Here is a 12642-nt window from a genome sequence, read left to right as displayed (position 1 = left end):
CGCACTCAGCGGGCGTCGGCCGCGCGCAGGGCCAGGATGTGGACGGCGCGCTCACCGGTGAGGGAGATCTCTCCATGTCCATGATGGTCTTTTCCGGTATGCGGACCGGCTTCGGTGGCGCTGGTGACCTCGAGGAGGCTGATGGTGCCGGGGAGAGCGCGAGGCCGCTGTCTCGCCCGCACTCCTCCTGTTTGATCCCAGGATGCGCTGTCATGCGCTGTCTGCTGTGAGGTGCGGCCTTCGGCGACGAGCTCGAGGATCTCCTCCTCGCGGTCGGTGACGAGCCGCTCGGGGGCGGTGACGAGCCGCTCGGGGGCGGTGATGCCGTCGCGGGTGTGGTCGAGGTAGTGGCGGATGAGGGCGGTGACCGCTCCGGGGTGGAGAAAGGGCTCGTCGCGCATGGCGATGTCCAGGACGGCCAGGTCGGGCTGCTGGGCGCGGGCCTGTTCGACGGCTTCGGCTCCGTCGCCTGCTTCGGCGACGACGGTCAGGTCCGCCTCGCCGTCGAGGATGAGGCGGACGCCGCGGCGGACCAGAGTGCGGTCGTCGGCCAGGAGGATGCGGGTGGTGGCCGCCTCGGACATGAGTCACGGCCTCCCGGAGTGGGTGGGGATGGCCAGACGCACCTCGGTGCCGCCGTCAGGGCCGGGGGCGAGGGTGAGGTCGGCGCCGATGAGCAGGGCGCGTTCGCGCATGCCGCGGATACCGGCGCCCTCGGCTGCTCCACCGGTGCCGTGGCCGTCGTCGCGGACGCGCAGCCGCACACCGGCGGATGTGCGGTGCAGGTCGAGGTCGACGCGGGTGGCGCCTGCGTGGCGGGCGGCGTTGGTGAGGCTTTCCTGGGCGACGCGGTAGAGGACGAGTTCGGTGTTGTGGTCCAGCGGCGGCAGGTGCGCGTCGATATGGGCGCGCACGGTGAGGCCGGGGGTGGAGAACTCGCCGGCGAGGGCCTTGAGGGCGCTGGTCAGGCCGAGTTCCTCCAGGACACCGGGACGCAGTCGGCGGGCGATGCGGCGGATCTCCTCCAGACTGGCGCGGGTGGTCTCCTGGACCTGGCGGATCTCCTCACCGACGGGCGGCGGAGCGTGGTCGGCGACACGTTTGAGTTCGAGCAGGACGGCGGTGAGGGTCTGGCCGATCTCGTCATGGAGTTCCTGGGCGATGCGGCGGCGCTCGGCTTCCTGGGCGGACAGGGCGCGGGCGGCGCTGGTGGCGCGTTCGGCTTCCAGGCGGTCGAGCATGGTGTTGAAGGTGGTGATCAGCTCGGCGATCTCACCGTGACCGCCGGGCGTCAGACGGGCTGTGGGCCGCAGCAGGTCGGTGGTGGTCATGGCGCGGGTGAGGCGCTGCAGCGGGGCCAGACCGACGCGGAGCAGGGCGGCGTTGGCGATGAGCATGGCGGCCAGCCCCGCGCTGAGGACGGCGGCCTCGGTGATCAGGACGGGGGTGGAGACGGTGACCGGCCCCAGCAGCAGTGCGGTGGCTGCGATCAGCACCAAGGCGTTGAGCCCGAAGATCCGCCAGAACAAGGACATCGGGCACCGCCTCCACCTCACTCGCCGTCTTCCTCCACTATGGCCGTCCCATGCCGGTCGGCCGTGTGAGACGGTGCCGGCTTCCCCCTGCGGTGCGGCCGCCCCGTCAGCCTGAGGATGTGGGGCGCGGGATGCCCATCGGGTCCGGCACCCATGTGCCGGCCGCCTCCTGCGGGTCGCTGCCCCGGGGAAATGGGGGCCAGCCCCGATGGCGGCTGCTGTCGGGGGGCGTGATGGTGGAAGTGATGCCGCAGCCTTGGCACCCGGGGAGGAGCCGTGACCCATTCCGAGAACAAGGTGCTGGCGGATATCGAAGCGCAGATGGAGCGCAGCGATCCGCAGTTCTCCCGCGGCCTGGACTCCGGACAGCCGTGCAGCCCCCGGGAGTACCGGCGCGGACCGGGCTGGCTGCTGCTGGCCCTCTCGCTGGTGCTGGTGGTCGCAGGCTTCGCGCTGCCGCAGGGGCTGCTCCTGGCGACCGGCCTGGTGCTGACCGGGGTGGCCCAGGAGTACCTGTTCGACCCGGCGCGGGGACACACCTGGTTCCGTCGTCTGCACACACCGTGACGCCCGTGGTTCTGCCCGGCGGGCCCCGCACCGGCACCGGATGTGTCCTGGGCCGGTGCGAGCGCTCCACAGGCGGCGGGCAGAGCTGTCGGCTCCGGTGACACGGCGGAGGCTGGACGACGAGGCGAGGACCATCGAAACGGTGAGGGAGACAAGTCCGCCGCTTCCCCAGGCGTCCTGGAAGACCGCAGAAGCCGTGGCCCCCTTGCCCCGGCCGGCCGTCCCGGCCTTCACGCCGCTTTGGGAGCAGGGGCTGCCGGGTGTGTCGGCACTCCGCTTGCCGTGGGTGGGGCCCCTCCGGCCGCCCTCACCGTCGCCGGCATGTCCTGCAGCCGTCCGTCCCACCACGTGCTCACTGTGGTGAGCGGTTGCGCCGTCCACGGACCGGAGACGGCCGGCTCGCGCCGGCTGTTCTCGCCCGTACTGCCCCGCCTGGTCGTCGGCCCGGAGTCACAGCCGGTGCGGATGCCCGTGGCCCGGGCGGCGCGGGCCCCGAACCGTGATGTCCGGACTCCGCCCCCGGCCGCTCTCCTCATGACCTCGGCGCAGCTGACTGCGCTCGGCTCGCACCAGGGCGGTGCCCCGTGCCCCCCGCCGGAGCGGACAGCGGCATGGAGGGCGTTGCCCGCGGTGGTGGCACGGTATGCCTGGACGGTGATCGAAGCGGCGACCATACGAGGGACGGGCAGATGACGTCGCCGGAGCTGTACACGGCGCTCCTGGGCGGCGGCCCGGTGCTGCTGGCCAGCATCGCCGCCGCCCGTATCGCCCACCGGGCGGGCCTGCCCAGTCTGCTGCTGTTCCTGGCCATCGGTGTGCTGGCCGGCGAGGACGTCCTCGGCGTGGAGTTCGATGACGCCCAGCTCGCCCAGTCTCTGGGCATCGCGGCCCTGGCCGTCATCCTCGCCGAGGGCGGTCTGACCACCACCTGGGCGAATGTGCGGCGTCTGCCGGCGCCCGCCGGAGTGCTGGCCACCGCCGGGGTGGCCGTCTCGACGGTGGTCACCGCGACCGGGGCCCACCTGCTGCGGGGGCCCGGCTGGCCGGGGTGGCGGTGTTCGAGCTGCGGCTGCCCCCCACCGTGCTCACCCTGATCGTCCGCGACGGCACCACCCTCGCCCCCGGCGCGAGACCGTGCTCCGCGCGGGCGACGAACTGCGCTGATCACCACCCCAGCCACCCGCGAGGCGACCGAACGGCGCCTGCGGGCGATCAGCCGCCGCGGCCGCCTGGCCCACTGGTTCGGCGAGCACGGCACCCTGGAGCCCACCGGCCGCGACAGTGCCGCATGAACCCAACCTCTCACCGGGGGCCGCAGCGGTACCGGCGCACCACCCGTCGGGCGAGGTAGTGGCTCGCCGACCCCACGGGCCACAGGGCCACAGGGCCACAGGGCCACAGGGAGGGATCATGGCCCACCGCGCACCGGCTGCGTGGCCTCTTCCCCCGTACATCACCTGTACGACTCCCGCCTGTCGGCACTGGTATCGGCGGCGTGGTGGGTGCAGGCGTCGGTCTCCGCGCGCTCGGTCAGGGCATGTCCCCGCACCAGTCCCACCGGTGCGCATCGCCCGGGCGGGGCTGGTAGGCGGCGCGGCCGCCGGGCCCGAACGCGCCGATCTCGGTGGCCAGGGCTGCGCCCTGGCGCAGCCGTTCCCCGTCCCAGCCGGTGACGTCCAGCAGCAGGCCGTCCAGTGGTCCGCCCACCAACTCCCGGTAGACGTGGCCCGCCCGGGGGCCGGGGTGGGGGTCATCGTGGTCGGCGCCGTAGACCCGGCCGCGCATGAATTCCTCCGCATCCATGCCCGGCAGCATCCCAGCCGGCACCGACACCGCCGCACCGCAGCGGGGGGCTGGGCCGGGGCCCGGTCAGGCCAGCATGAGGACGACCACATCGCCCGCTGTGGCGGCAGCGCGGAAGGACCGGGTCAGCTCCCCGTAGCGGCGCCGCAGAATCTCCAGGTCCGCGGGAACCCCAGCCTCGGATTCCGGCAGGAGGCAGATCCCGGCGCGGCGCGGGCGCGGCCCGGCGGCCTCCCGCACCTGACGCGGCCGGGCGGGGCATCGCCGGCCGCCCGGATGGGATGTGGTCGCCGGGTGGTGTCAGGGGCCCTCGGTGAGCTGCTCGGTCCAGATGGTCTTGCCGCCGGGGGTGTAGCGGCTGCCCCAGCGGTGGGCGAGCTGGGAGATGAGGAACAGGCCGCGGCCGCCCTCCTCGGACAGGCGGGCGCGGCGCAGGTAGGGCTGGGACTGGCTGGGGTCGGAGACCTCGCAGACGAGCCGGTGGTCCCTGGTCAACCGCAGGCCGATGGGGCCGCCGGCGTAGCGGACGGCGTTGGTGACCAGTTCGCTGACGATCAGTTCGGTGGTGAAGTCCAGCTCGCCCAGGTCCCACTCCGCCAGCTGGGCGGAGGTCAGGGCCCGGGCGTGCGCGACGAGGCTGGGGTCGGCGGGCAGTCGCCAGAAGGCCGTGTCCTCGGGCGGCACCCGGTCCACGCGGGCCAGGAGCAGGGCGAGGTCCTCGTCGCGGTTCTGTTCCCGCAGGCGGGCCAGGAGGCGGGGCCCGACCTCGCTCAGCGGCTGTTCGGTGCTCGCGGCGGTCCGGGCGCTCTCGCACATCCGCTCCAGGTCCCGCTCGGTGTTCCGCGCCGCCGCGGTGAGCGGTCCGCTGTGGAAGGCCAGGATGTCACCCGGCCGCAGGAGCAGTTCCACCGGTTCGAAGGGCTCGGTGCCGCCTCCCAGCGGCGGCCCGGGACGGAGTTCGACGCTGTCGGCCGCGCAGTCCTGTCCCCTGGCCAGGACGGGGCCGGGGTGGCCGGCGCTGGCGACGAGACACCGTCCGGTGACCGGGTCGTAGGCGGCGTACAGGCAGGTCGCTCCGTGCAGGGAGCTGACGGCCGGCCCCGCCCGGTGCCTCTCGTCCTCGCCGATGCGGGTCACCAGGTCGTCCAGATGGCTCAGCAGCTCGTCGGGCGGCGGGTCCAGGTCGGCCAGGGTCTGCACCGCCGACCGCAGCCTTCCCATGGCGCCGGCGGCGTTCACTCCGTGCCCGGCGACCTTGCCCACCACGAAGGCCACCCGGACCCCGGACAGCCGGATCACGTCGTACCAGCTCCCGCCGGTGCCGGCCGCGGTGCTGGCCGGCGCGTACATCCCCGAGGTCTCCGCCCCGGCCAGGCGCACTACTGGAGGAGGCAGCAGGCTGCGCTGCAGAGCCTCGGCCGTGCGCCGCTCCCGGGTGTACCGGCGGGCGTTGTCCAGGCCCAGGGCCAGCCGGGAGCCGATCTCCTCGGCCAGGGTCGCGTCACCCCGGTCGAACGGAGTCCGGTCCCCGGTCCGCCACAGCGGCACGGCCCCCAGCACGGTCCCGCGCGCCCGCAGCGGGAGGACCAGGAAGGAGGTCGCGGCCTCGGGCAGGCTCAGCCGGGACCGCCGCGGATCCCGTGCCGCCGCCCTCCGCAGGCCGCTCAGGTCCGGCATGATGCCGGCCGACCCCCGCAGCAGGTGCTCCCGCTCGACATCCCCGATCGAGAACGTCTCCCCGAGGCCGTAGATCTCCTCGGGCCACATCCCCTCCCCGGTGGCCACGGCGACACGCCTCATGAGCGCGTCCGCGGAGAATTCCCCGAGCTCCTCCCCCGCCAGCACCTCCTCGGTCAGATCGACCGCGCCCAGATCGGCGAACACCGGCACCAGCAGATCGACCAGTTCCTCGGCGTTGCGTGCCACGTCCAGCGAACCGCCGACGCGCACCGCCGCCGCGTGCAGCAGGTCCAGCCGCTGCTGTGCGCGCGGGCTGGAGGCCAGCACACCGCCTCCGGCCAGGGCCACCCGCATCCCGAACCGGTCCTCGAGTTCGGCTCCCGCCGCGGGCACCAGCCAGACGAGAAAACGCGCCCCGCCTCCACCCGCGAGCGCGAACACGCTCACGTCCACGTCCACCCGGCCGCCGCCGACGCGCCGCAGCACCACGCGCCCGTCGCTGCGGCGGCCGTGCCCGGCGCTCTCGGCCAGCCCCGCCCACTCCGACGGATCCTCGAGGAAGGAGCCCAGCTCCCTGCCGCGGAGCTCCCCGGCCGAGCCGCCCAGCAACTCCAGCACGGGCCGGGTGCACATCATCACCGCACCGGCGGCGTCCAGCACCAGCTCGGCGGGCTGCCCCCAGCCCGCCGCCCCGGTTCCGGGGAGACCGCCACGGCCGGTCATACGCCTCCCACCACGACGTCATCACAGAACCCCGTGCTTCCCAGGAGAAGACCTCGTTCCGTCCGCCGCAACCCGGCCGCGCCCCTCCCGCCCGCGCCGAACACCCGCGCGCCGGGCGTGCAGGCGGCGGTCCGCCTCGGCGGGAGCCGCCCATGAGCCTCACCCTCGGCCATGTCGACCAGTGGTCCGCTCTTCCGCCGCGGGAGGCCGTGTCGGCCGGGGAAGCCCCAGACGCGCCGAGCACCTCACCCGGTCAGGTGCGTGTCGGCGGGTTTTCGGGGTCTACGTGTTTGGGCCGGTTCTCGAAGACCTTGGCGATCACCCATCGTTGCCCGCGCCGGCCGGCCTGTTTGCCGGGGTAGATCCGCAGCTCGTAATCGTCCGTGAGATAGGCCGGTTCCAGCGCTGCCGCATGGAACATGACCTCGGCTCGGCCTTCATCCCCTTTGAATTTCCGGGAGTAGTTGCCGGTGATCCGAGGACTGTCGTCGAACACGTCGGGCATCACGCTGTCGCAGAGCCCTGTCATGAAGTCCGGCGATGGCGGCTTCTCTCCTTCGACCAGCACGATCACGTGGACCAGCTGCTTGTTGAGGCGTTCGGTCTGGGCGGACTGCCGGCGTCCGTTCGGTGCGGGGACGGGGTCCAGATGCAGGCCGCAGCGCGGGCAGCCGAGAGTGTGTGAGACGGACCGCGCATGTCTCCTGCACAGAGTGACACCGCAGGCTTCGCAGTATCCGCCCATCGGGTTGTTGATCAATGTGCCACCGCCGTGGTCGTCCAGCAGGTGGTGCGCGCTCACCCAGGACACACCGCATCCCGGTGCTTCGCAGGCGCAGAAGATCGCGTTCAGGCGGGTGTCGAACAGTTGCCTGGGGCCCAGTTGTTCCTCGGGAGTGGCCTTGCTCGTCGTTCGGGCTCCGATGTAGATCAACCCGCTGGCCAGGCGCCTTGCCTCCGGCAGGTCGGGGTAGACGTCGAAAATGACCAGCAGCCGTCCCAGAGCGGATCGGTAGCGTTTCTCCGCCATGAGGGAAGTCGCCTCGTCGAGCAACTGCTGTGTCCATCGCGTCACCATGGGGCCTGCGTCCTTCCTGCGGCTGCTCATGCGGAATCGGGCGGTGGAGCGGGAGGAGGTACGTGCAACGCGCGCGTGAGAGCGTCGCCGAGGTCCGGGGTGAGGGGCGTGGGAGCGGTGCCGTCCGCGCCATCGGGTGGCGGTGCGGGAGCCGGCGGCGTGGCGGGACCGAGCCTGCTCGCGGTTGTCGGGAATGCGGAGGTCAGGCCGAGGCGGAACGCGAGCTCGCCGCTGTGCAGCCGGGCCGCGGCCTCCAGCAGCAGGGCGTAGTTGTCGGCGGCGGCACGGGTACGGGCCCGGCCCGCGAAGGCCAGAGCGAGGCTGATGAGGACGGCGGGCCACCACCATCCGGCGACCGGAAGGTACAGCAGGGCCCACGCGGTGAGTGTGCTGCCGCGGTACAGGGACCGGCGTGCCGCGGCGATCTCTGTGCGGGTGGTCTCGGGCAGGGTGAGCCACAAGTACGGCCACACCGTGGCCACATCGAGCTGGTGCACCCGGTCCAGGCGGGCGGAGACGCCGTGGATGCGGTCGCCGCTCCAGGTCGGGCGGTCGGGGTATTCTGCGGCGATTCGGGTCATGGCGAGGTGGGCCGTCCACCGCGCGGTCGGATCGGTGCGTTCGCCGCGGCCGCGGGTGCGCCGGGCCTCCGTCATCAGTCGGTCGTAGCGGCCGGCGGCCGTGGCCCAGCGGCGCCGACGGCGGTTGACGCGCAACTGGGCCAGGGCGCGCAGTGGGCGTGGCCAGGTGCGCCAGTCGGCGGCCAGGCACGCGCGCTCGACGAGTGAGCCCAGCGCCTGCGCGGTGAGCCCCGCCGCGGCGGAGCCGGCCAGGACGGCGCCGAGGATCACGATCTGGCCGCCGGGGGTGCGGACCGTGCGGGCTTCGGCCGTCGCGGAGACCTGGTGGGTGAGATGGCGCAGGTCGAAGGGATGGCCGTGGCCGAGCAGGGCCGCCGTGCCCAGGACGGCGAGGTAGAGGGCACCCGGCAGGACGAGGAGGGACAGCCAGCGTTCGGCGAGTTTCTTTCCAAGTTCCGAGAGCAGGCCACCCATGGCTAGAGACGGTCCCGTCGCAGCGGTTGGCCGGTGATGGCACAGCGAGGTAGGGGCACGCCGGGGTGCGGAGCCCAGGAGCGCGTACACCGGTGCGCCGGGCACAGGTAGACGATGTCGGCCGGTCCCGCACCCCGGGACAACCCAGTCACCTGGTACAGACCGTGGCCGCCGGGTGGCTCACCACCACCGAGGCCGCGGGAGCCGCCCTCCCCGTCAAGGAGCCCGTGCACGCCGCGAGCGTCGCCGTCCGCCTGCAGCAGCAGGTGCAGGTGCTCCAGCGCCCCGTCAACGTTCCCGCCCGAGCGCACGGCTGCCAGAACCCGCTCCAAGGGCTCGTCGTCGCCCAACTGCCCGTCGAGCAGTTGGGCGCGGAGTAGCTCCAGGTTCTGACAGACGTATGCCACGGCGTTCGCTCTGCGAACGGTCGACTGGTCGAGGCCGTCCCTCACGCGTCCTCCCTATAGTGATGACGCTAGCCACACGGCTCCAACTGTGCAATGAGGCAGGGGTATTCGAAGACGAGGTGCTGAATGTGGTGGAAATCGTTCACTGGCGGTCGCAATCGAAAAGGTACGGAAGACTGGTCCCAGCTCGGCTCCGAGGTGTGGGAGAGATGGCATCGGACCGGTGCAACAGCGGACCTTGACGAGGCTGTCGCCGTCTACCGCACGGCAGTGGAGCGAACACCCCGGCACCATGAAGAACGTGCGAATCTCCTGTACGGCCTCCTGGCCGCGCTTCACGCACGCGGCACACGAACCGGCGCCCTGGCGGACCTGAACGAGGCCGTCGCCGCCGGGCGGGAAGCCGTCGCCCTCGCCCCCATGAACGCGGGCTATCTCTCGGCCCTCGGAGTCGTAATGTCGGAGCGCTTCGAGCAGACCGGGCAGGACGCCGACCTCGAAGAGGCCGTGATGCTGTGCCGCAGAGCCGTCACATTGCCCCCCACAGGCCCGTCCGACGTCGAGAATTCACTGGAGCACCTGGCCACGGCGCTGCACCTGCGATTCCAGCGGACGGGATCCCTGGCGGACCTGGAAGAGGCGATCGATCTCGAACGCACGGCGCTCGCACTGAGTCAACCCCGGTCCTCCGGACGCAAGGGGATCCTGACCAACCTCAGCGGCCAACTGATCTCACTCCACCTCCGGACCGGCCGACCGGAGGCCCTGGACGAGGCCGTCGCTTTCGCCCGACGAGCGGTCAGGGCCGAACCGGCCGCCGACCCCCATCAGCTCGCCTGCCTGACCAACCTCGGCAACGCCCTGGAACTACGGTACAAACGAGGCGGCGTACGCGCGGACCTGGACGAATCCCTTGCTCTTGGGCGCGAGGCCGTCGCACTGACACCAGCCTTCCCCACCGTGCGGGCCCCGTTCCTCACCAACCTCATGAACAGGCTGAGCCTGCGGTACGAACAAGGCGGCTCCGACGCGGACATCGAGGAAGCGCTGCGCCTGGGCCGCGAGGCGGTCGCCGCGGCTCCCTTCCACCATCCGGAGCGCCCCGGCTACCTCTTCCACTTGGTGAGCACACTGACCCTGCGGTCGATGCACAGCGGTAGCACGACGTTCGTCGACGAGGCGGTCGCCCTCTCCCGCGCCGCGGCCGGGGCCGCACGTTCCCTGGCCCAGCCGGAGGTCGGGGGTGCCTACCTCACCACCTTCGTCCTCGCCCTCCAGCGCCGTTTCGAACAAGCGGGAGACGTCGCCGATCTGGACGAGGCGATCAGCGTTGGGCGCGAAGCCATGACGTTCTTCCCCACCGGGACCCTCGGAGCGGAACGGCACTCCTTCATCCTGACGGAAGCTCTGTACGTCCGGTTCAGACAGACCGACTCCATGGACGACCTGAACGAGGCGATCACCCTCTCCCGCGCAAGCCTGGCGGTTGCGCACGGCGACCCTGCGGACCAGCCGGGCCCACTCGGCTTACTGGGCATGTTGCTGTGGGCCCGTCATGAGCGCACGCAGGACGAGTCCGACCTGGAAGAAGCGGTCGGGTTCTGCCGTCAGGCCGTGGAGGCGACCGTCCACGAGGCCGAGCTGGCGGTGCGTCTGGCTAACCTCGCGGGTGCGCTGGTGGTGCGATTCCGGCGGACCGATCTGGTCACCGACCTCGACGACGCCGTTGAGGCGGCCTCCCGCGCCGTCCGCCTCACACCGCGGCGTGACACTGAACTCCCGCGCTACCTCTCGAATCTCGCGTTCGCCCTGACCTTGCGGTTTCAACGGGCCGGCAGGAGAGAGGACCTGGACGAGGCCGTCGCCGTCGGCCAGGACAGTGTCACGCTGCTTCCCGCCCACCATCCCGAACGGGCGAAGTTCCTCATCAACCTCGGCACCGCGCTGAGGACCCGGTACGAGCGCTTCGCGGCCGAGGCGGACCTGGAGACTGCCATCGCCGCTTTCATGGAGGCGGCGGGAGCAGAGTCCGCACCCGCTACCCACCGCGTCCACGCGGGACGGAACGCGGCCGCACTCATCGCCCCGACTGATCCCGTCCGGGCCGCGGACGTCCTGGAAGCGGCGGTCCTGCTGCTCCCGGAGGTCAGTGCCCGCCGCCTCGCACGCAGCGACCGGCAGCATGCGCTCGGCGTCGCCCGCCGAATGGCTGGCGACGCGGCGGCGCTCGTCCTCGCCGGCCCTCACCAGGCCGGCGCCCAGGACCCCGCCCTGCGCGCCCTGCGCCTGCTGGAGACGGGACGGACCGTCCTGATCGGCCAGGCACTCGACACCCGGGACGATCTGTCGGAACTCCGCAGGCACCACCCCGGCCTCGCCGAGCGCTTCGTCGACCTGCGTGACGGTCTCGACCAGCCGGCGCCCGCGCTCCTCGTGCCGCCGGTGTCCGCCGTTGGTGGCTCCCCGGCCCCCGGCCACTCCGGACACGCCGGAGTGCCACAGACGCACGCCGCGCCCAACAGACCCGCACTCGCGGCCGAGTTCGCCGCCACCCTCGCCGAGATCCGCGCCAAGGACGGATTCGCCTCCTTCGGCCTGCCGCCCGCCCCGGAAGACCTGGTGACCGTGGCGGAGCACGGCCCGTTGGCGGTGCTCAACGTCAGTACGTACGGCAGCCACGCCCTCCTGCTCACCCGGGACGGCGTGTCCGCCGTCCCGCTCCCCGCGCTCGACTTCGAGAGCGTGATCGCCAGGACGGACGCCTTCCTCGACGCCCTGCACCGGGCGGTGGCGGGCAACGACAGCACCGAGCGGCGCGCGGCCCAGGCAAGCATGCGCGAGGTGCTGGAGTGGCTGTGGGACGCCGCAGCCGAACTCGTCCTCGACCGGCTGGGTTTCCGGCACCGGCCGACGGCGGAACCGGACGCCTGGCCCCGGCTGTGGTGGGTGCCGAGCGGCCTGCTCAGCCTACTGCCGCTGCACGCCGCCGGGCACCACACCGAGACGGCAGCCGGCACCGCACCCCGTACGGTGATGGACCGCGTGGTCTCCTCCTACACGCCGAGCGTCCGCGCGCTCCACCACGCCCGCCGACACGCCCCCGTCCCGGACACCTCACCGGCCTGCATACCCCGCGCCCTCGGCGTCGCGATGCCCGTCACCCCCGGCCTGCCCGGTGGCGGCCCCCTGCACCACGCGAGCGAAGAGGTCGCCATGCTCCGCAGGCATCTGCCCGGACTCGTGGTCCTCGACGGCGGTGACGACCCGGCCACGCCGGTCAAAGCCGACGTGCTGAAGCGGCTGCCGGACTGCCCCGTCGCACACTTCGCCTGCCACGGTCACAGCGACGACACGGACCCGTCCCTCAGCCACCTACTGCTCCAAGACCACGAGCGCGACCCCCTCACCATTGCCACCCTCGCTCCCGTCGCCCTCGACCACGCCCAGCTCGCCTATCTGTCGGCCTGCCGCACCGCGTCCGTCGTTCACGGGGCTTTCCTCGACGAGGCCCTCCACCTCGCCTCGGCGTTCCAGCTCGCGGGCTTTCCGCGGGTCGTCGGCACTCTCTGGGAAGTCGACGACCGGCTCTGCGTCACCATCGCCGACAGCTTCTACACCCACCTGCGCACCGCGGAGGGCGGCCTCGACACCCGTCGCACCGCGCACGCGCTGCACCGCGCCCTTATCGCCATACGCGACGGGCACGACCTGCCAGGTCCCATCACCAGATCAGGGAATCCGTTCCTATGGGCAGCGCACATCCACGTCGGGGCTTGAGCACTCAACGCCACCAC

9 protein-coding genes and 1 pseudogene are annotated in these 12642 nt (G+C 72.3%); 4 read left to right on the top strand and 6 right to left on the bottom strand.

The genetic code is table 11. From position 1 onward, the window contains the following. Nucleotides 1-5: 5 nt before the first annotated feature. Nucleotides 6-584, bottom strand: a complete 579-nt coding sequence (locus QPK52_RS26425) for a response regulator transcription factor (protein ID WP_410540029.1) — start codon at nt 582-584, stop codon at nt 6-8. 3 nt (nt 585-587) lie between these two features. Further along, on the bottom strand, nt 588-1535 hold the full coding sequence (locus tag QPK52_RS26420; protein ID WP_410540028.1) for a histidine kinase: 948 nt from the start codon (nt 1533-1535) through the stop codon (nt 588-590). Nucleotides 1536-1811: 276 nt separating this feature from the next. Here QPK52_RS26420 and QPK52_RS26415 point away from each other — a divergent pair, with 276 nt between their 5' ends. After that, a complete protein-coding gene (locus tag QPK52_RS26415; protein WP_410540027.1) occupies nt 1812-2102 on the top strand; it encodes a DUF3040 domain-containing protein in 291 nt (96 codons plus the stop codon). A gap of 689 nt (nt 2103-2791) precedes the next feature. Next, a pseudogene (locus QPK52_RS26410) lies at nt 2792-3145 on the top strand (cation:proton antiporter); the annotation flags it as partial. A gap of 487 nt (nt 3146-3632) precedes the next feature. Here the strand turns inward: QPK52_RS26410 and QPK52_RS26405 are convergent. The 4 genes from QPK52_RS26405 to QPK52_RS26390 form a co-directional block, all read right to left on the bottom strand. Then, complete coding sequence (locus QPK52_RS26405) at nt 3633-3905, bottom strand: hypothetical protein (RefSeq protein ID WP_410540025.1); 273 nt, start codon at nt 3903-3905, stop codon at nt 3633-3635. A gap of 300 nt (nt 3906-4205) precedes the next feature. Next, a complete protein-coding gene (locus QPK52_RS26400; protein ID WP_410540024.1) occupies nt 4206-6308 on the bottom strand; it encodes a SpoIIE family protein phosphatase in 2103 nt (700 codons plus the stop codon). Between the two features lie 253 nt (nt 6309-6561). Continuing rightward, nucleotides 6562-7386: a hypothetical protein gene (locus QPK52_RS26395; RefSeq protein ID WP_410540023.1), complete on the bottom strand. Its 825-nt coding sequence runs from the start codon at nt 7384-7386 to the stop codon at nt 6562-6564. Nucleotides 7387-7412: 26 nt separating this feature from the next. Next, nucleotides 7413-8441: a hypothetical protein gene (locus tag QPK52_RS26390; protein WP_410540022.1), complete on the bottom strand. Its 1029-nt coding sequence runs from the start codon at nt 8439-8441 to the stop codon at nt 7413-7415. A 164-nt stretch (nt 8442-8605) separates the two neighbouring features. Here QPK52_RS26390 and QPK52_RS26385 point away from each other — a divergent pair, with 164 nt between their 5' ends. After that, on the top strand, nt 8606-8821 hold the full coding sequence (locus QPK52_RS26385; RefSeq protein ID WP_410540020.1) for a hypothetical protein: 216 nt from the start codon (nt 8606-8608) through the stop codon (nt 8819-8821). Between the two features lie 447 nt (nt 8822-9268). Next, nucleotides 9269-12625 (top strand): CHAT domain-containing protein, encoded by a 3357-nt coding sequence (locus QPK52_RS26380; RefSeq protein ID WP_410540019.1) that lies wholly within the window; start codon nt 9269-9271, stop codon nt 12623-12625. The last annotated feature ends 17 nt before the right edge of the window (nt 12626-12642 follow it).

It is taken from the genome of Streptomyces sp. KL2, from assembly GCF_046529545.1.
Lineage (GTDB): Bacteria > Actinomycetota > Actinomycetes > Streptomycetales > Streptomycetaceae > Streptomyces > Streptomyces radiopugnans.
The sequence above is the reverse complement of the archived record's forward strand: the minus strand, read 5'-3'. Positions and strand labels throughout refer to the sequence as shown.